Annotated in this window: 22 protein-coding genes and 1 pseudogene; 4 read left to right on the plus strand and 19 right to left on the minus strand. The window is 68.6% G+C overall.

Annotated features, from left to right (window positions below; genetic code table 11):
* The 7 genes from ACFU9P_RS12585 to ACFU9P_RS12615 form a co-directional block, all read right to left on the minus strand.
* Positions 1 to 657: a hypothetical protein gene (locus ACFU9P_RS12585; protein ID WP_384079405.1), complete on the minus strand. Its 657-nt coding sequence runs from the start codon at positions 655 to 657 to the stop codon at positions 1 to 3.
* A complete protein-coding gene (locus tag ACFU9P_RS12590) occupies positions 657 to 1,088 on the minus strand; it encodes a hypothetical protein (RefSeq protein WP_384079408.1) in 432 nt (143 codons plus the stop codon). Before ACFU9P_RS12590 ends, ACFU9P_RS12585 begins: the two co-directional genes overlap by 1 nt.
* 193 nt (positions 1,089 to 1,281) lie before the next feature.
* Positions 1,282 to 1,563, minus strand: a complete 282-nt coding sequence (locus ACFU9P_RS12595; protein WP_384079411.1) for a helix-turn-helix domain-containing protein — start codon at positions 1,561 to 1,563, stop codon at positions 1,282 to 1,284.
* 302 nt (positions 1,564 to 1,865) lie between these two features.
* On the minus strand, positions 1,866 to 2,696 hold the full coding sequence (locus ACFU9P_RS12600; protein WP_384079414.1) for a zinc-dependent metalloprotease: 831 nt from the start codon (positions 2,694 to 2,696) through the stop codon (positions 1,866 to 1,868).
* A 26-nt stretch (positions 2,697 to 2,722) separates the two neighbouring features.
* Positions 2,723 to 3,637 carry an endonuclease/exonuclease/phosphatase family protein gene (locus ACFU9P_RS12605; protein WP_384079417.1) on the minus strand — a complete coding sequence of 305 codons (915 nt, stop codon included), beginning with the start codon at positions 3,635 to 3,637 and terminating at the stop codon, positions 2,723 to 2,725.
* A 196-nt stretch (positions 3,638 to 3,833) separates the two neighbouring features.
* Positions 3,834 to 4,757 carry a DUF6302 family protein gene (locus ACFU9P_RS12610; protein ID WP_384079421.1) on the minus strand — a complete coding sequence of 308 codons (924 nt, stop codon included), beginning with the start codon at positions 4,755 to 4,757 and terminating at the stop codon, positions 3,834 to 3,836.
* Complete coding sequence (locus ACFU9P_RS12615; RefSeq protein WP_384080038.1) at positions 4,745 to 5,182, minus strand: ATP-binding protein; 438 nt, start codon at positions 5,180 to 5,182, stop codon at positions 4,745 to 4,747. Before ACFU9P_RS12615 ends, ACFU9P_RS12610 begins: the two co-directional genes overlap by 13 nt.
* A gap of 380 nt (positions 5,183 to 5,562) precedes the next feature.
* Between ACFU9P_RS12615 and ACFU9P_RS12620 the strand changes: the two are divergent.
* Positions 5,563 to 5,745: pseudogene (locus ACFU9P_RS12620) on the plus strand (helix-turn-helix domain-containing protein); the annotation flags it as partial.
* Positions 5,746 to 5,757: 12 nt separating this feature from the next.
* Positions 5,758 to 6,795 carry a tetratricopeptide repeat protein gene (locus ACFU9P_RS12625; RefSeq protein ID WP_384080082.1) on the plus strand — a complete coding sequence of 346 codons (1,038 nt, stop codon included), beginning with the start codon at positions 5,758 to 5,760 and terminating at the stop codon, positions 6,793 to 6,795.
* Positions 6,796 to 7,480: 685 nt separating this feature from the next.
* On the opposite strand, the gene ACFU9P_RS12630 is transcribed toward ACFU9P_RS12625, so the two are convergent.
* The gene (locus tag ACFU9P_RS12630) at positions 7,481 to 8,056 is read right to left on the minus strand and encodes a hypothetical protein (RefSeq protein ID WP_384079424.1); all 576 of its coding nucleotides are present in this window, start codon (positions 8,054 to 8,056) and stop codon (positions 7,481 to 7,483) included.
* Between the two features lie 330 nt (positions 8,057 to 8,386).
* On the opposite strand from ACFU9P_RS12630, the gene ACFU9P_RS12635 reads away from it, so the two are divergent.
* Positions 8,387 to 9,697, plus strand: coding sequence for a hypothetical protein (locus ACFU9P_RS12635; protein WP_384079427.1), 1,311 nt, complete (start codon positions 8,387 to 8,389; stop codon positions 9,695 to 9,697).
* Positions 9,698 to 9,905: 208 nt separating this feature from the next.
* Here the strand turns inward: ACFU9P_RS12635 and ACFU9P_RS12640 are convergent, their stop codons facing one another.
* A complete protein-coding gene (locus tag ACFU9P_RS12640; protein WP_384079430.1) occupies positions 9,906 to 10,511 on the minus strand; it encodes a hypothetical protein in 606 nt (201 codons plus the stop codon).
* Positions 10,512 to 10,671: 160 nt separating this feature from the next.
* Between ACFU9P_RS12640 and ACFU9P_RS12645 the strand changes: the two genes are divergently transcribed.
* Positions 10,672 to 10,890, plus strand: coding sequence for a hypothetical protein (locus ACFU9P_RS12645; RefSeq protein ID WP_384079433.1), 219 nt, complete (start codon positions 10,672 to 10,674; stop codon positions 10,888 to 10,890).
* 155 nt (positions 10,891 to 11,045) lie between these two features.
* Here ACFU9P_RS12645 and ACFU9P_RS12650 read toward each other — a convergent pair whose 3' ends face one another.
* The 10 genes from ACFU9P_RS12650 to ACFU9P_RS12695 form a co-directional block, all read right to left on the minus strand.
* Positions 11,046 to 11,933 (minus strand): hypothetical protein, encoded by an 888-nt coding sequence (locus ACFU9P_RS12650; RefSeq protein WP_384079436.1) that lies wholly within the window; start codon positions 11,931 to 11,933, stop codon positions 11,046 to 11,048.
* Between the two features lie 521 nt (positions 11,934 to 12,454).
* Complete coding sequence (locus ACFU9P_RS12655) at positions 12,455 to 13,798, minus strand: serine hydrolase domain-containing protein (protein WP_384079439.1); 1,344 nt, start codon at positions 13,796 to 13,798, stop codon at positions 12,455 to 12,457.
* Complete coding sequence (locus ACFU9P_RS12660; protein WP_384079442.1) at positions 13,795 to 14,718, minus strand: aKG-HExxH-type peptide beta-hydroxylase; 924 nt, start codon at positions 14,716 to 14,718, stop codon at positions 13,795 to 13,797. Before ACFU9P_RS12660 ends, ACFU9P_RS12655 begins: the two co-directional genes overlap by 4 nt.
* 102 nt (positions 14,719 to 14,820) lie before the next feature.
* On the minus strand, positions 14,821 to 14,985 hold the full coding sequence (locus tag ACFU9P_RS12665; protein WP_384079445.1) for a hypothetical protein: 165 nt from the start codon (positions 14,983 to 14,985) through the stop codon (positions 14,821 to 14,823).
* A gap of 112 nt (positions 14,986 to 15,097) precedes the next feature.
* Positions 15,098 to 15,994, minus strand: coding sequence for a protein kinase (locus ACFU9P_RS12670; protein ID WP_384079448.1), 897 nt, complete (start codon positions 15,992 to 15,994; stop codon positions 15,098 to 15,100).
* A gap of 11 nt (positions 15,995 to 16,005) precedes the next feature.
* Entirely contained in the window at positions 16,006 to 16,641 is a 636-nt protein-coding gene (locus tag ACFU9P_RS12675) for a hypothetical protein (protein WP_384079451.1), read from the minus strand.
* A 6-nt stretch (positions 16,642 to 16,647) separates the two neighbouring features.
* Positions 16,648 to 17,379: a hypothetical protein gene (locus ACFU9P_RS12680; protein WP_384079455.1), complete on the minus strand. Its 732-nt coding sequence runs from the start codon at positions 17,377 to 17,379 to the stop codon at positions 16,648 to 16,650.
* Entirely contained in the window at positions 17,376 to 17,999 is a 624-nt protein-coding gene (locus tag ACFU9P_RS12685) for a hypothetical protein (RefSeq protein ID WP_384079458.1), read from the minus strand. Before ACFU9P_RS12685 ends, ACFU9P_RS12680 begins: the two co-directional genes overlap by 4 nt.
* Complete coding sequence (locus ACFU9P_RS12690) at positions 17,996 to 19,891, minus strand: radical SAM protein (protein WP_384079461.1); 1,896 nt, start codon at positions 19,889 to 19,891, stop codon at positions 17,996 to 17,998. The genes ACFU9P_RS12685 and ACFU9P_RS12690 overlap by 4 nt, the downstream gene beginning before the upstream one ends.
* Positions 19,892 to 19,927: 36 nt before the next feature.
* Positions 19,928 to 20,362, minus strand: coding sequence for an NUDIX domain-containing protein (locus ACFU9P_RS12695; protein ID WP_384079464.1), 435 nt, complete (start codon positions 20,360 to 20,362; stop codon positions 19,928 to 19,930).
* Positions 20,363 to 20,612: the final 250 nt, after the last annotated feature.

The raw sequence follows: 20,612 nt of genomic DNA on the forward strand, positions 1-20,612 counted from the left end.
TCAGTTCCCCCCGCCGTCCCCGTTGTCCTGCTGCTGGGCCTGCTGGGCGCGCTCCTCCGGAGACGGACCGAACGTGTCATCCAGCGCCTGGTCGAAATCCTCCTGACCCACCCCGAGCAGCTCGTTGAGGATCCGCGACTGACGGCCGCCCTGGCCCTCCGTGAGCACCGTACGCCCGGTGTCCCGCCAGGTCTGCGCGGCCTCGTCCCCCGCCTGTTGGAAGGACTCCGCACTGTAGTCCGGGCTCAGATAGTCCGGTGTGAACACCTCACCCCAGCTCTGCCCGGTGATCTCCTCCTCGGAGGCATGCGGATTGCCGACCGCCGCGTTCACCGCGATCTTGAACGTGCCCTGGAGGTACTGGTCCTCCTCCCACACCAGACCCGCGGCCAGACCGAGTGTCGAGGCGATCGTGTTGGCATCCTGGACGAGCGCCCGTACACCCCACTCCCAGCGCTCACAGAAGTCCTCGAAGTCGGCCGACAGACCGTGGTGCCCGCTCTCCATGCCGGTCATGGCCAGCTCGGAGAAGCCCTTGCCGAGTACGGCGCCGGTCCCGGTGCCCACATCCCGCAGCTCACCGACCGAGGCCCGCAGGCCCTCGGTGATCCGCCGGACGCTCTCCTGGTCGAACCGCAGATCCTCAAACCCGCTCATCAGCGCCACCCGCCCTCACGCGGTTCGACGGCATCCAGGGCGACAGCTTCGGGCACGATTCCCACCACGGGCGGGAACAGCATCGACCCATCCGGATCGGCGACATTGATCGCCACCCCCGCCGGCACTCCCATCGCCGGAATGATCTCGTCCAGCAGCCGGGCGCCGCGCAGTTCGGCGTACTCCCAGGCCCCGTCCGTGCCGTCCGTTCCCTTCCCACCCCCGCGCGCCTTCGCGAACCGGGCCAGTGCGACCTCATCCGTGAACCCGCTGATCCACCGGACGCCACCCAGCTTGGCGGTCCACAACCCGCTCCCGCCGAAGGGCACCAGCACCAGCGCCCTCCGCAACTCCCCCACCAACGCCCGTGGATCCCCCACCCCCGCACGCCGCTCAGCAATACGCCCCACAAGCCCCGCAGCCGCCCCCATAGTCGCTCCGTACCCTCTTGTCACCCGGCCGATACGCCTGTCATGCGTCAAAGCAATCCCCGTGTTGGTGTAAAGGCGGGGCCGGCCGCCGCTGCGACCCTCATCTGGGCGGCGGCCGGGGCGCCGTTCCACGGCGCCCTCCGTCCGGCGAGGTGTGCGGTCTCATCCGGACGGGCCCCAGGGAGGCCGCCTCCTACGAGGAGGACGGCCGTATGGTCTGGTCAGTGTCCGGGCAGAGGGCATCAGGGCTGCGCTTATCGCCGCCAGGCCTCCGCAGCGTCAGCCCAGCGTCAACGGTGAGCAGCCGGTGAACCGAGCCGTAGGACAGCCCGGACCGTCTGACGAGGACCCGAACTGAAACATTTTCGCTGCTCACGTAGGCCCTGGCCAGTTCGTCGGCATAGCGCTGGCGCAGATCACCAACGAGCCGCTCGCCTTTCTTGACGGGGGGCAGATCGAGTTGTGTGCGCGTCAAAGCTGACTCCGGCGATAGGTGGTGTTGGTGGTGGGGGCTTTCGTCGCCATGAGGAGGCGGCTGGGATGTTGTTGCCGCCTCGTGGCGGCAACAACATCCCCCTTTCGGCAGCGTCCTGCCGAAAGGGCCCCGGCGGAGGCCATCCCCCGATACGGGGATGGAGATGACCGTGTGGTCCGGCTGCCCTCTCGCAAGCTTGAGGGTGAAGGAGCGGCGCGAGGTGCCATGCCCCGACTGCGGGGCCGCCTGTCCCGCGCCGCCCCCCGGTGCTGCTCGATGAACTGGGCCTTACGGCGGCCGGTTCACCGTGCAGCCGTGTGTGGGCTGCGTTCGTATCGCTGGAGCCACAGGCCCGGATCGAGGATCTCGTGCGTCCGAGGGATCATTTCCCGGTCCCCCCAGATGCGGTTGACGGCGTCGGTCCCACCCACAGCGACAACGGCGCCGACGAATTGGGTCCCCTGCCGGTACGGGATGTGGCGCTGCTCCCACATGTCTTTGACCTCGGGATGCTGGCTGCTCTTGCGATACAGGTCGGACCACGGTGCCAGCCCGGCATCAACCGGGGTGCCGAACAACTTCGCAGTCACGAGCTGGTCGGCCCAACGGGCATGCCCCTCAATCAGGTGGCTGATGGCCCGGTCGGCGAGCCCTCGCAGATCGGGCATAAACGTTCTCCAGCCGTTCGCCCCTGCGGCGTGCTGCATTTGCCGCACCAGTTCGTGCACGACTACCTGGCACAGGAACCTCTCGTCGGACAGGACCCCCGTGTGCTTCAGGGTGGCGGGCACGAGGTGGGTCTGGGTACCCGTACCGGTCTCGATGGTCTGTCCCATGACCAGAGGCCAGACGAGCGGGATCAGTCGGGTCTGGACCTGGACGTCGGTCTTGGCTTCGGTCCGGCGAGCTCCTGATGGGCTCAATTCCGCGATGTCCCGCGCGAGCAGCGCCCATATCGCCTCTATGCTCTCGTGTTTCCAGACCGTGGGCGTGATGAGGCGGTAGACGACCCGACTTGGCAGGCTCAGGCCCGTGACGTCGGCTACCAGGGGCGCCACCTCGATGACGATGTCTTCTATCTGCTCCCGCAAGCTGGCATGGCAGTCCGTCTCGTCGCGGACTTCGATCGTCATGTGTGCTGCTCCGGTTCTCTGTGCTGTCAGGCTGGGTATCGCTGGAGGCGTCGTCGGGCGGCCAGCGGCAAAGTGCGCCGCACCGCGAGTTTGGCCACGACCGGCAGATGACTTGAAAGCTGACGAGTGGTCTCAATGTCGACGACGTCGTACGACCGCAACTCCGCCCTCGTGCTCAGGAGACGGCAGGTGGGCAATATGTAGTCGGACCGGCGGTCATGCAATTGGGTCGGATCCCAGTAGCCGACGGTCCGGTGGCGCTCGATGCCGGGGAGTGCGGCGGGGTCCTGGAAGCCTGCATCCACGAGGGCTTGCATGGCGCCGCGATCCCCGTCCCCGTAGGTACCGTCGGCGTGCCGGATCCGGTGGAGCGAGTGCAGGTGAGGGGCCAACCAGTCCCAGGATTTCGGCTGCGGGTCATCTGGGGCTTCGCAGGAGAGGTCACCGATCAGCACGGTGTCAGGCTGGTCGCCGTACTCGGTCAGCCAGGCTGCCTCGCGGGCCCGGTCCTCGGGGCTGATCGGAGAAAGGTGGGCGTGGAGCAGCCGCAAAGGCCATTCGACACCCTCTATCTGGAGATCAGCGCGGGATACCGTGTGATGAAAGGGTTTCTGCTGATAGCGGTTTTCAACAATATCGGGATAGAAGCGAGTAATCCGCACCTTCGGTTCGCGAGCGAGGATGACGAGGTGACCACCACTCCTGGACCGCGCGAGTCTTGCGGTCATGCCCAGTGTTTTCGCAGTGCCCTTGGCGCGCGCGCTGCCTTTCCGGTCCCAGTGGTTGGCCCCCTGGATACACAGTACGTCCAGGGAGAGCTGGTCCAGCATGGACGTCTGCGCCGCCCATCTGACATACAAGCCGCCCTCGTCGCGCCCACCGTCGAGCACGTTGTAAGTACCGATCCGCAGCGAAACGGCAGCCGGGGCAAAGCGTCGCATCCTTCTCCTCATCAGTCGTTCCCGGTGGTGTACGAGGGTTCTTTCCGTACCGCCATGTGGGTGCGGAGCAGCCAGCGGCGGTCAGCACCGCGCTGGTCGCAGTCGGCTGGTGCACTCGGTACGGGGGATGATCTGGCCCTTCGTCATGTGTCCACTCCCATATCGAGCGCCACCGGGAGGTAATCCGAGCGACGGCTCATCGGCCGCCCCTGGGAGAAGTCAGGCCCCTCTCCGGCTGGTCCCGATGCCGCGGGGGATCAGCACGCGACCGGCCGGAGAGGGAGTGTGAAACCTCGCCCGCGCCGGGGCGAGGAAGAGGCGGAAGCTCAAAACGGCCGTGTGCGATGGCGTCCTCGGCATAGCCGTAAAACCGCCCTCGTTCCTCAGGACTTGCACTGGGCGCGTTCTCTCCCCATTCCACGACGTAGCGGTCATCGGGCGGCGGAGCCCGCCGCAGCCGAAGCATCGGAAAGCCGGACTGTCCCCAGAGCAGATCGATGACGGCTAGAGCGATTCGCCGGTCCTCAACGATGAGGAATCCGCCGCGGCAGCATCCTCCGACCGGCACGGCCAAGAGCGGGGCCCGGAAGACCTGGACCGCGAAACCTCTCGTCACCAGGTGAGGGTCAGCGAGTCGCGTGCGGATGAATTCGTAGTTGTACGCCTGGCTTGGGGGGCAGAGGCGAATGTTCAAGGGCGCGGAGACGACTGACGTCACGCTTGCGCCCATGCTGGGGGACTCCTTGATGAGCAGTTCGAGGACGTCAAGCGTCACCAGGGCCAGCCGACGCACATGTGCCAAGGCCTGCTTGGCCGACGCCGGCAGGGAGGCAGCCCAGACGAGCACCGCGCGATTGAGCACGTCCCGTTCAGAAGACTTCTGTTCTCGGCGGGCGACAGGCAGGAGCCGACCCAGAGCGCCCCGCAGCCGACCGACCAGGCCCGACATGTCGCCCGCAGCCGGGTCGGCGTACACGTCAAGCACCAATTCCAGGTCTGCGCAGACGCTGTCCAGGCCAACGGGCAGGGGCTGCCACTCCCTCAACTCGGCCCGGAGGCGATCCAGAGTGGCAGCATCGACCCGCGGGGCGACTATCCGTCCGGCGGTCACGGCCAGCACCTCATGGCCAGGTGAGCGCGGACCGTCTTGCCACCCCTGTCACGGAGGAACCATGTAAGGCGTGCGCCCAGGGCCTCAACGAGCAGCAGTCCTCGGCCGCCCTCGGCGTCGGCCGGCAGATACGTCATTTCCCCGAAGTGAGGGAAGGCTCCAACCGGATCCGAGAGGTCCAGCACAAGAGTGCCGTCGTCCAGTACGGCCGCACGTACGGTCAGAAGTTCACCGGCGACCTGGGCGTGCTCGACCGCGTTGGACGCGAGTTCAGACGCGATGGTCTCCGCGTCGTCTGCATCGCCGCGCCAGCCCACCACGGTGAGGCGCTGCCGGATGTGTGTCCGGACGAGCCGTACGGAGCCGGGCACCATCGCGTAGTCGCTCGCCCATTCGTGGGCCACGGACCGGCTGTCCACGGGCTTGACCCGCATGGTGATCAACGGCCTTCCTCGGCGGAGGAGGAGCCCACAACGGTGTACGGGACCGTGATCATCTTGGTCGGCACCGCCCGGCTCCCAGCTCTCTTGCGCTGGTTCGCCTTGAAGCGAGCGAGCATGGCAGTTCCTCCGCGGAGCATCGGAATGGGAGCGCGGCGCACGAAGTCCGATCCTCAGCGGAGCCAGGAGAACGGCACGGCGCAGCCGCAGCAGCAATCACGTTTGGTGATCGCGCGGCTTCAGAACTACATACTTATGGACTGCGCGCCCCCTGGACTCAACTCGCCTGGATCCTGGGTGCCGTATGCAGAATCTGGGTACGGTACCCAGAGTTCCACCTGTGTCCTGCCGGTCCATCGGCGTACCGTCGGGGTATGACGCTCAGCAGTGGTCAATCCGTAGGGGCCGTCGTGAGGTCCGCCCGCATCTTCGCGAACCTGACACAGCAGCAGCTCGGGCAGGCGTGTTCCATAGCTCAGAGCGGCATCTCACGTATTGAGCTGGGCCGCTCCTTACCCAGCACCGCCGAACGCCGAGCGCTCGCAAAGGCTTTGGGGATCGACGTCTCCATGCTCGGAGTGGGAGACGACAGTGACATGAGCGAGGTCAATGTGCACAGACGCGATCTGATTTCAGCAACGGTGGGAATCAGCCTGGCCGCAGCGCTGCCCGGGGCAGCGCCAGCGGCCTCTCATCCCCGTCAGTGGGACGCGGTGCTGTTGCGGAAACCCACGTCCACTTCCACGATGACGGTGGCCCAGCTTCAAGGGGCCCTGGCCACCGTGGTCCAGCACTACACGAACGCCCGCTACCGCGAGGCAGCCGACGCCATCCCCGCCGTTGTCGACGCTGCGGACCACACCGCCCAGGACGGTAGCCGTACCGGGGCCGTTCTCCTGACCCGCGCCTACATCCTCACCACGGCCATAGCGGTGAAGGAACGCGATGACATCGCGATGATCACCGCCGACCGCGCCGTCCAGGCCGCGCGCCTGTCACAGGACCCCCTCGCCGCAGCCACCGCAGCCAGGGCCCAGACCATCGTCCTGCGCCAGCGTGGGCACTGGGAGCAGGCCCGCCAAGTCGCCGACACCGCTATAGCCGATCTGTCCGCAGAGGCGACCGCCCGCCCCGTCGTCGCGCACATTCTGCTGGAAACCGCCTACGGAGCCGCTCAGGCCGGCCAGAGCACGGACGCCTTGGCCCTCTGGGAGCACGCACGGAAACTCGCCAAGCAGGGGCCGACCGTCACCTCGTGGCCAGACCACGCGGGCCCCCTGACCTCCGATCAGGTCGACCGGTACGCGCTGTGCATCCATCACCTGCTCGGCGACACCCGCTCCGCCCTCCGGCATGCCTCCCGGATCAACGTCCTCGCCATGCCGACCGCCGAGCGCCGAGCCCGGTACCGACACGACAGCGCGAAGCTCTACCGGGACCTCGGCGACCTCCCCCGGGCCCTCACCCTCCTCCATGAACACGAAGCCGAGACCCCGCAGGACGCGCGCCGTACATCGCTGCGCCGCATGGTCTCCGACATGGTCGCCACCAGCCCGTCCCTCCCAGGACTTCGCAAGCACGCGACTCTCATCGGCGCCGCCGCCTGATCGCGCGCCGCCCCATAGGAGCGGGGCGGCGCGAGGCGGGGCTGGTCACCCGTCTTCCACAATCTCCCAGTCCTCGCCGGCCAGCCCGTCGAAGGTAGGAAGTACTGGCTCGGCAGTGCCCCGGGCACCCTTGCCCGGTCGTACGAACACTGCATATCCGACGAAATCCCTCACGAGGCCATCCGGAGTGCGCACTTCACTGGAGGGCACCCAGTACAGGTACTTGCCTGGCTCGATCCAACTCGTCCGCGTAACCCGGTGCCCTGCCCGCATCGCTCGTAGGGCATCTGAGAAGTCCATGACACTCACCGTACGCCGGAGCCGGCTGGAAGCTCGGACCGCATGCCAACGCAAGGGGCTCTGAAGGAACAAGGATGCCGGATCGACCGTCCCGCGCTGCTTCACCGGGCCCTACGGGGCGGACGAATACGACGCGGGGCCACCTTCGGACATGGCACCACTCTGCGAAGCGCCTCGGCTCGGGACGGCGATCCCGAAGGCGGCCATCTGACCCAGCCAGCAGCACGCGAGCCGCGCTCGGAATCGCCCCTTCCAAACTGTACGTTTACGAGCGACGGACCGGGTTCAGTCGGCTACAGGCCGGATCAGCGGCAGACGACGGCCACCGGCGAACCCGTAAGCGACTTCGCCGAGCTACCCGGCGAGACCACGCCCCGATCGACAGTCAGTAATCCGTGTCCCCGGTCACTGCTGCCGTCAAGGTCGACCCCACCGCAATCAGATACCCCCAAACCGGGCGCAGGTCGTCCTCCAGGGAGCGCGGGAAATGCTCCTTCTCCCAGTGGGAGGCCTTCCAGAACCGGAAATTGGCCGCGGCCTGCTCGGAGGAAATGTTCAGCCGCCGTGCCTCATAGGCGATATCGGCGTCCGAGGGCTCAGCCAGGGTGGCATCGTGCCAGGCCGCGAGCAGCGTCTCCGCATGCGGCAGCACCGGCTGAGCACCACTGACGTACATCTCGACCAGTTCCACCATGGGCGAGGCTGGGAGCCGGTCCCGCCAGGCCGGCAACAGCTCGTTCTTCACCACAGTGACTGTCCGGGCCAGCGCGGTGAAGTCCTCGGTGCGCAGCCGGTGCCATCTGTGCATCCCTCGCGGGAAATCGCCACACAGTTCCTCCTCCGCCTTCTTGACCTGCTGGAAGAAGGCGTTACCGAAGTCGACTTCCTCGGCGGTGGGCAGCCACTGCATGCAGTTCAGTGAGCGCGCGATCTCACTCAGCCGGTTTGGCGTCTGCGTCATGACGGACACCGTACGGAAGTGCGCCGCAGCGGTGCCACCGGCCGCCCGAAGAGTGCGTGGTCCTGACAGCCGCTCCGCGCTACTCGCCGAGGCCACCGGAAGGTCGCCCGGCGCGTAGTGGCTAGCGCGTCAGCGAGTTTCTCGGGACGGTATCGGCCGGCATGGGCGACTGAGCCGTGGCCACCCGGATCCCCGGAGGAACTGGCCCGCACCGGCAGGCCGGACCGCGGTTCGAACGGCCCGCCGTCCTGGTTCCCCTGTTCGGGGTGCAGTCTGTTTGGGGTGGTCTACGGTGTGTGCGTGAACAGTGACGGGGCGAGGAGCGGTGGGGTGGGGGCAGCAGATTGGGAGCGGGCGTGCGAACGGGCTGAGGAGGTCACTGCCTGCTACCTGGACGGCTCGGGTAATCGCAGAAGCAGTTGGGACTGGACTGCTGTGAGCGGTGTCCTGGCCGTGAGCCTCGCGGCTCTGGGCAAGCAGACTGTGGGCGGTGTCGATGCTGTGGGACTGGGCACGCTGGCCTGGCACGTGCATCAGGAGCCCTTTCACCTGCGGGCCCTGGCCGCTTCCGTGGTCGGAGCGGGCCTCGCATCTGGTACCGACACCGACCCGGCCACCGTCGCACAGGCTGACGACCCGTTGGTCGCGCGGTGGCTGTGGCTGACCCGGACCTGGCCGGAAGCTCTTGAGTCCCCAGATGTGGGGGCTCCGCCGCGCTGGGACGGCCTGTACCGTCGGATTGACCCCGACCGCTCGGAACCTGCGGTGGACGTATGCGCTTCCTGGGCGGCAGCCTCGGCCGGCTTCGCGCTGGTACGGGAGCGCGGAGCCGGCCTGGGTCCCGAAACCCGGGTGAGGATCACCGCTGGAGAGTACGACGGCCGGCCTGGCACGGTGATCTTCCCCGTGTGGGATCTTGATGACCACGCGCACGACGTCCGGCCCGGCCCGCCACAGGCGTATCTGGTGCGCAGCGCCGTGCGGGGCACATTCGAGCCGGTGCTGGTCGAGGCGCGCGCTCTGGAAACGCTGGCTGTGGAGGATGAGCCTGCGCCGTTCGGCGCGGACGCGACGTTCACGTCGGTCTGGGACGCTTGCCGTATCTGGGCCGAGGGCCTGGTGGACTGGCACCGCGCCTACCGTCCCGGTGACTACGACGGCAGGCCGGAGCAGGAGGTCCGGCTCGTGCTCGGTTTTGTGACGGTGGCTCTCTTCGAGGCGGCGCGCGACGCAGGACTGCATGTTCCCGCGGATGGGTCCGCCGTCTCCCGAACTCCGCTCGTACGGGCCGTCGATCTCATGCCCGCCCAGTACGCCGTCCGCCCCCGGGTCGCTGAGCTGATCGCGCGCGTCGCCCGCGAGGCACAGGAGGACCCGCTCCTGGAGGACCTGCGCGGCACCTGGGCCTTGGAGGGTCCGGAAGCACGCGCCCTCCAGTACTGGGTGCTCGGGGCAGCGCACATGGTGCTCGCCGAGAACACGAGTCAGATGCGAGTGACAGCCGGGATCACTCCCGTGGACCTGCTCGAACTCATCGATCAGGGGGACCTCCGGGTCACGCTGGCCGATCGTGCCGAGGACCTCACCGCCCGGGCGCAGGAGCGTACTTACGAAAGTATCCGGCCGTTGTTCGACGAATAGCGGCACCGCAGTGAGCTGTCGGCGAGAGTATCGTCAGCCGCCGAGGCCAGCGGTGATCCGAGCAGCGTGTGAGCGGTGCTGATAGGACTCTTTGATTCTGGTTCTGACCGCGATTCCGGATCCTCATCAGTGGAAGTCGGAGCCGTCGCGGTGGGGCCGGCCGGTCCGGCAGAGGTCCGTTGGCGACGCCGAACGGCGGGCAGCAGTGCTACTCGCCGGGGCGCGTGGCCGCCTCAACGGTGAGGCGGTGCGCGTACTGAGAGGTCCTCGCATCCCACTGCGCCACCACGTCCAGGTGCCGGGGCGGGCGCGGCAGCAGCAGGCCGACGGGAAAACCGCTAGGGATGTCGCTCTGCTGTTCCAGCCACCAGCGGGCCCAGCCGTAGACCGCCGACGGATACAACTCGGCGGGCCCCGGGCCCGTACTGCGGACGGTCACGCTGTAGCCGACGGGGACCCAGACCGACGGCGGCTGGACACGGACCCACACCAGCGCGCTCCGGCTGCCCGTTACCACACCTGCCACCAATGCACCCGGATACTGCCGGGCGGTCGCATAGAGCAGGTCATGGGCCGACACAATGCCGTCATGGCCTGCTGGTCCGCGGCCGTCGGCGACCACCACGGAGGCGCTCTCGCTGGCATACCGCGCGCCGCTCGGCGCCAGGAGGTGTGTGGTCCGACGGCCGTCCGGACTGATGGACGCATCCGGATCGTGGCAGGTCACCAGAACCCGCACGGCCTCGCCCACCGCTACCGTCCGAGTCTCCACTCGGCTCGGTGCCACAACTGCCCCTGCGGGTACGGCGTTCACGCGCAGCGCCTCCTCTCGTGCAGTGCCAGTGTCGCATCAACGTGCACCCCGCCAGGGGCATTCATCCGCCAGCGCTCCGACACGGCAGCGCAAGCGGGCACGGGTACGGTCCAACAGGCATGCTGGCGGTCCGTCGTTGATGCCGCGATACTTGGCCACCATGAACCGTCAGTCGAGGAACGACCGGCCGGACAAACCGTGGTGGTATCGCCTGCCGGTGATCCCGGTCGGGCTCATCGTGTACAGCGTGGTCGGCATCGTGTTCTTCACCGCGGGGGCGTCTTTGGTTGTCTCGCTCGGGACCGGTCTGGCGGTCGCGCTGGCCGCCGCGTTTGTCCGTGGTATGGCCGCCGCTGCGCACGACGAGCGGCACCGATAGGCCCGTCAGCAGCTATGCGGGGTCCATCTCGGCGGCCACCGCGTCAGCGGCCCAGGTGGGGAAGATGTCAACGGCCGCGCCGGAGTGACTGTGCGGGTCGGCGAACGATGGCGCCGCTGGCGGCTGTCGGTTCGCGAGTGTCCCCTGTCTGTCTGCTAAGAGGACTCTGCGGAGATTATCTGCGCTGCCCGATCGACAAGCGCGTATTCGCGCTGAGAATTCCGGTCCGTGCCGTCCGAACAGTCAGCAGCGTGGGCGTCGACGACGAGAGTGGCGCTGCCACAAATGTTGGCTAGGAATACGTGATCGACTTGCGCGAGACGTTTGACGTGAACGGCCTTGTTCTCGACAAAGCCTGGCGGGAAGACGAAGTCACGCAGGGCGCGCTCAGCGCGCTGCCTGTCTTGCAGGACGGGTCTGGCGCGGGTGAAGACGAGTTGGTCGAAGCTGTCGACCGTGATGCCGTCCTGCTTGGCGACATGGTGGAGAACGGCACCCAGGATGAAAGCTACAGCTACGTCCGCTTCCAGCGGGAGCTTCGCGCCTGAGGGAAGGGTGGCCTGGTAGCCGTCCCAGCGCATCGCGAATTCGGCGGCCTCGTAGCGCTTCGCGGCCGTCCACCACTTGGTCATCAACGAAGCGGTGGCTACGCACGCCTGGGGCAAGGTCTGGCCCGTACCGATACGGCTCTCATCGGCGACATACATGTGCCCGATCAGGAGGCCCACTGCGCTGCGCGCCGCAGTCCACCGCTCGGCGCGTGTCATTCGCACACACTCGGGATACGCCGTCTCGCCGGCCTGCACCGCGCGCATCAGGCGCCGGAACTCAGGCGTAATCGGACTCGGACCTGCTGCTCCATCGTCCGTCATGAACCGCGGCGGTTCACCGTCGTAGACGGTAATGATGAGGAGGCGTGAGAATTCCGCCAGCCGCGCAATGCTGGCCGGATCATCGACGATTTCATCGAGCGACCGGCTTGCGCAAGGGGTGCAGTCGTCCATGGTTGCTGCCATCAGCTCACCGAGCAACTGCTGGTTCACCGTGGGTCCACTAGCGTCTGTGGGTGCCTCGGGTAGCTCAAGGAGTTCGTGCTGGTGCTGCCCCATGGAGTGCCTGCCTCTCGTTACTCTCGGGAAATTTTAGCTGCCATGCGGGGCATGGGGTCTCTTGTTCCGGAAAGGGGGCCGCCGCATCAGCAGGCCGAGGCTGGGCGCGGGGCCCTGCTCGCAGACGCAGGGTCCGTAGCCGCGGGTACGGCGCCGATATCATGGCCCCCGCAGCCGGGCTGTCTGCTGCCAGAGATGACACCGTGGCTCAGGACAGACGAAACCTAGCCCGCAACCACCCCGGCCCCCGACAGGATGATCCACAGCACCTGCTCGACGATCCGCGAGGCCGAGGGACGCCACCGCCTGGCCGGCTCGGCGTTCAGCAGGAACACGGCCCAGCGCTCAGGAAGGTGGGGCGGGTGCCGCTGGTGCCGTACGCGGGCTCATCCTTCAGACCGCAGAAGCCGCAGCACAGGCAGTGTCCATCGCACCTCGGACCGCTTGGGAGTTGGTCAGTCCGGGCATCGTTGGTAGTGGAGTCCGGGGGCGCGGGCGAGGTCGAGGACGAAGCTGTCGAGCGCTGGCTCGCCGTCGTCCGCTGGGGCGGCGGGGAGTGTGAGGGTGTAGCCGTCCGCGGCGTACGTCGCGGGTCCGGTGGGGGTGAGGTGGTCGCGGGTGCCCCGGCGCCACAGGTACAGCGTGCCCGCGCTTCGGGTGAGGCGGAGGGTGCCTGGGACGTCCCCGCAGGCGTACGCACCGATCGGGATGTGTGGTGCGTTGCTGTCGGGGCGGCCCCCGCAGGTGGACTGTGGCGCGGGGCGGCGCCGGAGAACACGGGCCAGGATTTTGCTCGGGTCGGCTCCACGGTGGCTGGTGAGTTCGGCGAGGGCGGCGGCAACGACGTGGTCGGCCGCGATGCCGGTGTGGTTGGACAGGCAGATGACTCGAAGTCCGGAGCTGGTGAGGTGGGTGGCTGCGGAGAACCCCTGTTCGTGGCCGTAGTGGAAGACGGCGGCGCGTCCGGGGCGCGAATCGGCAAACAGGCCGGCTCCGTACGTGAACGGCGGGTGGTCGCTGGGCTGGTAGCCGAGGTGCTGTTCGAACGGAAGCCCGTCGTCGGCCGAGGGGTGCCATTCGTGCCAGAGGTGACCGAGCCAGCGGTCGAGGTCGGCTGCGGTGCACCACAGGGAGCCGGGGCCGGGCAGGGTGACCGCACGCTGTTGGTGGAGCCAGCCGGATGCGGTCGGCTGGTAGCTGGCGGCGGCGCCGGGGATGACTTCGCGCGGATCGGTCTTGAAGCGGGCGGAGGCCATGCCGAGCGGTGTGAAGACCTGCTGATCCGCGATCTCCTGGAGTCCGGCGCTGTGGATGTGCTTGAGGACTTCGCCGAGCAGGAGGTAGCCGGTGTTGCTGTAGAGGAAGCGGCCGGGTTCGACGGCTCGGTGGTGCTGGCGGTAGGCCAGTTGCAGCAGGTCGTCGGTGGTGTAGTGGTCGAGGTCGCGGAAGCCGGCCAGGGAGAGCAGGGATTCGGCGTCGCGGATGCCGCCGCGGTGCTGGATGAGGTCGGCGATGGTGACGCCGGGGATGCGGAAGCCGGGCAGAATGCCGCCGACCGGCCGGTCCAGAGTGATCAGGTGGTCACGGACGGCGCGTACGCATAGGTACGCGGTGATCTGCTTGGCGACAGAGCCGACGTTGAAGGCGGTGTTCTCGCCGATGGGTGCGGCCAGTTCGAGGCTGGACGCTCCGGCGTGCGCCTGCACCGGGTCTTCGCCGGAACGGTGGATGCGCAGTATCAGGCCGGGCTCGCGCGGTGGGGCCGCGGTGTCGGCGGTTGGTGTGTCGGTGTGGTTCACAGGCTGAGGGCCTCCTGATGAACGGTGTGCAGACGCTGGCGGAGGTCGGTGTCGGCGATGAGGTCGAGTGCGCGGGCGTGGTCGCTGGCGGTTGGGGCGAGCAGGTCGCGCTGCTGGTCGAGGTAGGCGGACAGGAAGCGGTGCAGGTCGCCGGTGGTCCGGGGCAGGATGCGGGCGGTGTAGATCATGGTGAGGGGGAAGGCCCAGCACGCGTGCAGGAAGCCGAAGGCGGGGCGCATCGTCTGCTTCCAGGGAGAGTGGAACCGCACCTCGTCGCTGATCTTGGAGGCGGTGGCGGCCAGGGCATCGTTGAGCCAGTTGTGGCCGGCTTCGTGGATAAGGTCGCGGGCCAGGACGACGGGCTCGTGGACGTGGTCGCAGAAGACGGTGCCGGGCAGGCGGGTGATGGTCCAGCTATCGAGAGTGTCACCGAGCTGCTTGTGCCGCAGCAGCACCAGGACGACGGCATGGGCGGCAAGCAGGTCGGCGAAGCCAGTCTGGGCGCCGATGGCGTATGCGCCGACAGCCAGGTCCTGCTGGTCCGGCGAGGCGGTGGTGGTGCCGGGTCCGAGCACGTAATAAGGGGTCTCGGAGATCGCCGAGCGGGGCAGTCGATCCAGGCGAGGGGCAACCACAATGCGCGGGCCGACCGCCGTGGGCATCGACAGCCTCGGGGCGCCCGCGTCCGGATGGCCGCGGTACCAGTCGAAAGCGGTGGTGTCGCGGGTGCGAGCGGCAGTCTCGGCGCCTTCGAGGACGTGGTGGGTCAAGCAAAAGTCGGCGGCGGCTGTCGCCGGGAAATCGGGGATACAGGCCGAATGCAGGGCGGTGGGCTTGATGATGGTGCGGATTCGACGGGTGCGGTCGCAGTGCAGGCTCTGAATCGGAGCGAACGAGAAGGCGATGGCGGGCGCGTCCACGAAAGGGTCCTTCCGACAAGGCTGGGGCCCGGGGCCAGACCGGTGATGGTCCGGCCCCAGGAAGTGCTCACCAGCGGTCGCCGCCGATGAGACGGACGGTGCTCAGGAGTTGATGCCTACAGGGGCCGCCGCGGTCGCGGTCGCGACGGTGGTCGGCCAGCCCTCGGCCGAGACGCTGGAGGTGTGGGCGGTAGTGCGGACGGTCTCGTCGTCGCCACGCAAGTCGTCCACAGTGGCGAGGAAGTCGCTGAACCGGTCGTTGTCCATGAGTGTGCTGGTCCTTTCCAGTAAGGGTGTTGGGGCCGTGCGCCTTGTGGAACCTGTGGTGCGGCGGCGAGCGGGCGGTCGGCACCGCAGTCTCCTTCCGGCCGGTGTCGGGTCAGTGAGCGCGCTCGACGAGCGCGGCGGCCTGGGTGGCTGCCTGGCCGAGGGCGTCGCGGAGTTCACTCATCGCGGGCCGGTCCTCCGGCGCGGGGGCGAGAGCCTCGGAGATCACCGGGCGCAGGACGGCGGGGGCGGCGTCGAGCCGGGAGTAGCCGTGGCGGGGGATGTCCGCGCACAGGAAGCGGTAGACCAGGACCGCGAGGCTGAAGACATCGGCGGCCGGGGTGGCGCGGTCGTAGGAGGCCGCGTACTCCGGGGGCCAGTGCACTTCAGGACCCCGGGCGGCGGGCCCGCGCGGGGTGTCGGTGCGGCGGGCCGCTCCGAGGTCGGTGATCAGCCCGACGCCGTCCGAGATGAGGATGTTCTCCTGGTACACGTCACGGTGCACGATCCCGCGGTCGTGCAGGATGCACAGGCCCTCAGCGACGTCCGCCAGGATGCCCAGCCCCGTTACCGTCTCATCGCGCTCCCGGGCGGGGCCGGTTGCGAGGAGGGGGCGCAAGCTGCCACCGGAGCAGTAGGGCATCGTGTACCAGTCGAACCGGTCGGCGCTGCCTTCCTCCAGCAGCGGCACGACGTGCTCGGCGCCTACGGCGGCGCGGGTGACGGCGATCTCGTGGCGGAAGTCCTCACGGGTCAGGGTCCGTTCGGCCTCGGTCATCTCCGCGTACCAGTAGAAGCCGTAGGCGGCCCGTCGGCTGCTCTCGTCGAGTTCGGCCAGGACGTGGTTGCTGCCGAAGCCGGCCTTGAGGACCACCGGGGGCGCGTCGTCGCGGCTGGCGAGCACCAGGGTGCTGGCGCGGGTGAAGGTGAGCAGGTCGTGTACGTGCCACCCGGCGTCGCGGACCTGGTCCAGGATCCAGGCGGCGGGGTGCAGGGGATGCAGGCGCATGGTGCGGCTCCTCATATTCGCGCCGTGTGCGGGGCGGTTTGGCGCAGCCGGTCCAGGCAGACGGCAGCCAGCAGATCGAGGTCCGTCTCGTCGGTGCACGGATGCCGCAGCACGGGCAGACCGGTCGCCTCGGTCCACGCGGTGGCGGCATGCTCGTACAGGTCGGCGAACCGGGCGGCAGTCGGCGGGTCCTCGCCGAAGCGGCGCGATGCGGGCCGGCGGGAGAGCCGGGTGTGGCACAGCTCGGGCGGGGTGGTCAGCAGGACGGTCAACTGCGCCCGCGCGGACGTCACCTCGGCCAGGCGGTGGATGTAGTCGGCGACGGGACGGTCGTGCAACAGCGCCAGCAGGCAGGCGGTCGACAGGGTGAGCCGGTCGGCGACCACTGTGCCCATGGACAGGGCGGGGGCGAGGTTGTGACGGGCGTGGAGTTCCAGGTCGCGTCGTACGGCGGCCAACGCGGTCTCGGCGCTGTGCGCGGGGCGGCCGGCCCGCAGGCCGATGATGGTGCGGGTGGCCCCGAGCGACAGCCACGAGAACTGTCCGATGTGCCCGAGGCGGATGTCTTCGGCCGCGGCTGCGGCCAGGAGCCGGTCGCGCAGCGTGCTCTTCCCGGCTCCGGCGATCCCCTCCAACGCCAGCAGCATGCCGCCTCACCCCTCGTGTTTCTCGGCGATCAGCCAACTGATGAACTTCGCGACCCGGCCGCGCAGTACGGGCTCGGTGCCGTGGGTGAGCTGAGACCCGTACAGCAGGGCGGTGCCCGGGGCGGGGCTCACGCTCCACCGGGTGCGGGGCATCTGCGCGAACCAGTCGGCGGAGTGGTCGGCCCCGTCGTGGGCCAGCCACATACCGTCCGCGTAGCCATCTCCCGTGGCATCGTCCAGGCGGGCGTTCCACAGGCGGTCGCTGGAGGAACTCTCGACGTAGAAGGCTCCGCCCGCTTCCGCCTCGCTGATCACCACGCTGATTCCGGCGATCTGCCTCGGCCAGGCCAGCGGGTCAGGGGCGATGCCGTCGAGGTGGCCGGTGATGTGCTGGCCCGCCCCGTACTCGACGTAGGTCCACGGCCGACAGGCGTTGATCGACGGCATGACGCGGGAAAGAGCCGGACGGGCGCGGTCGAAGGCTCGCTGGAGCAGATGCTCGGCCTCGTCCGGGATCTTGGGTATCTCCACCCGTCCGGCCGGCTCGTACACGGCCATCGCCTGCTCGTGGGAGTGGCCGGGAATCTCGTGGATGGAGGTGGTGCGCCCCTCACCGAAGCGGGCACGCTCACCTTCCGGGAGAAAGCCGTTCATCACGGTGGCGAGCCGGGTCCGCTCCTCAATGTCGAGGAACCCCTCGACGCTGCCCATCGTGACGGTCTCGGCGATATGGATCACGAGCCGGTCCTCCTCGTTTCGAGCACGCGACGGACGTCGTCCAGGCCGGTGCAATGGTTGAGCCAACTGGCCACGGGGTGGCGGGTGGACGCGGTCGGGTCCGCCCACAGAGCCAGCAGCTCGCCGGTCAGCGGCAACTCCTCCATCCCGGGCAGGGAGTCGGGCACAGTGAGCTGATCCAGCGCCGGGCACGGGGCAGCGTGCTGGGCGGCGAAGACGCGCCCGAGCCGGGCCGCAGCCGCCCGTCCGCACGTTCGCAGAAGCGTTTCGGCGGGCACGGCCTGCCGGTAGATCCGGTACTCGGTCTGCGCCCAGCCGGCAGCCACCGCCGCGGCAGCAGCGGCGATACGGCAGGTGGCGCAGCACAAGGCAGCGGCTTTCAGGCACGGCCGGTGATGGGCAGGGAAGGCGCCGGCTACCTCGGCGAGGGCCGCCCAGGCGGAATCCAGCAGCAGCTCGTCGGCGGAACGCCGGCCGGGGGCCGCGCCGTGATTGCAGCACACCAGGCCCGGCCTGGGCGAAGGGCCGGCCCTGAGTGCCGGTTCGATAAACAGGGCATGGAAGTACACGATCCGCCCCAGTAACTGGTGGATCGTCAGCGCGTCCGCGGCACTGCTCACGCCGGCATCCCCTCGGTCACGGGGACAGCGGCCTGCGGTACCGGGCACGGGCATCCAGCGCCCGCGGTGGGATGCTGACCGCGCAGTGCGTCCGCGATGATCTCCGTGGCGGCATCCACGGTCTCGAAGTACGCCGACCAGCCGTGCCCGGAGGCCGGCCGCAGGGCCAGGTCGAGCACGGGCCTCGTATGTCCGGTGGCCTCGCACGTCAATTCCGCACGGCCGACGGTCACCTGCACCGTCGAGGGCAGGCCGGGGGCCGCCACGGTGACCGCACGGCACAGAGCAGCGGCAGTCCGGGCGTACTGGTCAGGATCGCGAGGGAGGATACCGACCCGCCGTTCGGCGGGCGCCAGGTCAAGGCCGGTGTAGGGGTGGCCCTGGCAACTGTCGTACGTGACCAGGCCCCACTCACGGGTGACCGCGTCGACCACAGGACGGATCCCGCGCTCGATCCCCTCATGCCACTGAGGATGGGCCGGGTCCAAGTCGTCGGCCTCGTGGACGCCCGGCAAGCCGACAGAGTTGATGTTGCCGTGCGCGCTGGTCTCCAGTCGCACCGGCGTGCGAGGAGCGTCGCCACGGTTCCAGCGGGCAAGGAAAGCAGCGACGTCGCGCATCCCGTTCGGTGTGCGGGGACGCCAGCGCGCTACCCGGCACCAGGCGCCCTCGGGCTGGGCAGGCTGGGCAAGGAGCGCCGCGATACCGTCGATCATCCGTATCCGGTAGTCGCAGTAGGCGTCCTGGTCGCCGGCCTGGTCGTAGCGCCAGCGGGTGGCCACGCAGCCGCCGCCGCACGCCGGCTGGTACGCGCAGGTGGTGCACCGGTCCATCAGGGCCTTGCCCTGGTTCAGCAGCGGCAGCCGCCGCTGGGCCGCGACGACCGCGCTCTGGTCGGTGACCTGGCCGAGACGGACGAGCTGGGCCTGGGGCCAGGGCAGTTCGTCGCAACTGCCGAGCCGGCCGTCCGGGTAGAACGTGAAAACGTGATCGCATTTGAGGTTCGAGAAGTGGCAGAAGCCGGACTCCAGCCCGCGCAGCCGCCGGATGGTGGACACGGCCGGTTCCAGCTTCATCCGGGCGAAGTGCCCGGCACGAATCCAGTGGGCGGTGGCAGCGAGCACGAACTCGGCGTACTCGGACGCCCTGATCGCCCATGCCGGACCGCCGGGGCCGCGCACGGCGGCGCCCTGAAGCTGTCGGCTCGCGGGAAGGCGCCGCCCCGCGGCGGCGGTCGGCTGCTGGACGGAGGTGTCGAAGCAGGGCACGAAGCTGACGGCGTCGACCGCGTCAAAACCGGCGAGATGGTCCAGGACAGCTTCGGCGCGGCCGAGCACGGCGGGAGTGACCGCGGCGATCACACCGGTCCTCCTGCCGCGGCCGGCCAGCAGCCGCAGGGCAGCGGCGACGCGCGGGTAGACCGGCTTGCCGTCGTAGCCGACCCGCCAGGCGTTGCCCGCCGCGTCGCCGTCCAGGGAGATACCGATCTCAAGTCCCGGGTACAGGGCGTCGAAGAGGTCCAGCCACTGCTCGTCAAGCAGCACGCCGTTGGTCTGCAGCGAGACACGGACCACGCTGGGCTGGGCTGCCAGTTCACGCAGGACCTCGGCGACGTGGTCACGGCCGGCGGTCAGCGGCTCGCCGCCGTGGAGTTCGACGGCGAGCGGGCGCCCCTGGAAGAGCTCGGCGAGCCGGCGCACCTGGCCAGCGTCGATCCGTGCCCCTCCCGGGGCCTGCTTCCGTTTCTCGTAGCAGTACAGGCAGTCGATGTCGCAGGTCTCACCGCGTAACTTCAAGATCACCGATACGGCGCTGGCGGTGTCCTCGGTATCCAGGCCGCGGTACATCTGGGCGATCGGATCATGCTCGTACTGTTCGGTGGTGCCGTACATCGGCTGCCTCCCAGGGGCGCCGTTACCGGACGGGGATCAGTCGTACAGGCGTCCCAGCAGGGCGCCCTGGCCCGACTGGAGGATGTGGGCGGCCTCCAGCGGAATCCAGAAGCACTCGAATCGCGTGGGCGCCTGCTCGCCGTCGTGGTCCTCCTGGCTCATCCACCGCTCCGGAGTGGGCTCGGTCAGCTCCAGGTGGAAGACATGACGGCGCTGGATCTCGAACCGGTACGGACTGATGTCGTACTCGGCCTCCCCCAGCTTCCGCACGATCTTGAAGTCCTTCAGGCCGGTCTCCTCGCAGGCCTCGCGCAGAGCCGCCGCCTCCGGCGTCTCGCCCTCGCGAATGCTGCCAGCCGGAACCTGAATACCGACCTCCTCGTAGCTGTAATCGGTATGCCGGAACACCAGCAGCTTTCCGTCGCGCACGACGTAACACAGCACCTTGTCCTTGGTGACCTTCACGGGCACGGGAACACCCCTCTTCAATCATCGGAACCGGACGCACACCCGGCGCCCGAGGCAATGGCGCACAGCCGCGTGCACCATGTGGTGACGGACATCTGACGCCGGGCAAACGATCTTGAGTCTACGGCGTGTGACTGAGCGTCACGAGAGCCCCAAGATGGTCGAACTGGCCTGCGGAGGCGGGATGATGAAGCGAGGCCGGACCGCCTCTTGCCCCTCAGCACCGCCTCTGCCAACCGGAACCGTTCGTGCT

The sequence above is a fragment of the Streptomyces sp. NPDC057617 genome, from assembly GCF_042800555.1.
Lineage (GTDB): Bacteria > Actinomycetota > Actinomycetes > Streptomycetales > Streptomycetaceae > Streptomyces.

Excerpts from the sequence above, each read along its gene's own strand:
- ACFU9P_RS12625 (WP_384080082.1), top strand. The coding sequence starts at position 5,758 with ATGCTCGGAGTGGGAGACGACAGTGACATGAGCGAGGTCAATGTGCAC.
- ACFU9P_RS12600 (WP_384079414.1), bottom strand. The coding sequence starts at position 2,696 with ATGACGATCGAAGTCCGCGACGAGACGGACTGCCATGCCAGCTTGCGG.
- ACFU9P_RS12585 (WP_384079405.1), bottom strand. The coding sequence starts at position 657 with ATGAGCGGGTTTGAGGATCTGCGGTTCGACCAGGAGAGCGTCCGGCGG.
- ACFU9P_RS12605 (WP_384079417.1), bottom strand. The coding sequence starts at position 3,637 with ATGCGACGCTTTGCCCCGGCTGCCGTTTCGCTGCGGATCGGTACTTAC.
- ACFU9P_RS12670 (WP_384079448.1), bottom strand. The coding sequence starts at position 15,994 with ATGCGCCTGCATCCCCTGCACCCCGCCGCCTGGATCCTGGACCAGGTC.
- ACFU9P_RS12630 (WP_384079424.1), bottom strand. The coding sequence starts at position 8,056 with ATGACGCAGACGCCAAACCGGCTGAGTGAGATCGCGCGCTCACTGAAC.
- ACFU9P_RS12690 (WP_384079461.1), bottom strand. The coding sequence starts at position 19,891 with ATGTACGGCACCACCGAACAGTACGAGCATGATCCGATCGCCCAGATG.
- ACFU9P_RS12615 (WP_384080038.1), bottom strand. The coding sequence starts at position 5,182 with ATGCGGGTCAAGCCCGTGGACAGCCGGTCCGTGGCCCACGAATGGGCG.
- ACFU9P_RS12590 (WP_384079408.1), bottom strand. The coding sequence starts at position 1,088 with ATGGGGGCGGCTGCGGGGCTTGTGGGGCGTATTGCTGAGCGGCGTGCG.
- ACFU9P_RS12675 (WP_384079451.1), bottom strand. The coding sequence starts at position 16,641 with ATGCTGCTGGCGTTGGAGGGGATCGCCGGAGCCGGGAAGAGCACGCTG.
- ACFU9P_RS12645 (WP_384079433.1), top strand. The coding sequence starts at position 10,672 with ATGAACCGTCAGTCGAGGAACGACCGGCCGGACAAACCGTGGTGGTAT.
- ACFU9P_RS12665 (WP_384079445.1), bottom strand. The coding sequence starts at position 14,985 with ATGGACAACGACCGGTTCAGCGACTTCCTCGCCACTGTGGACGACTTG.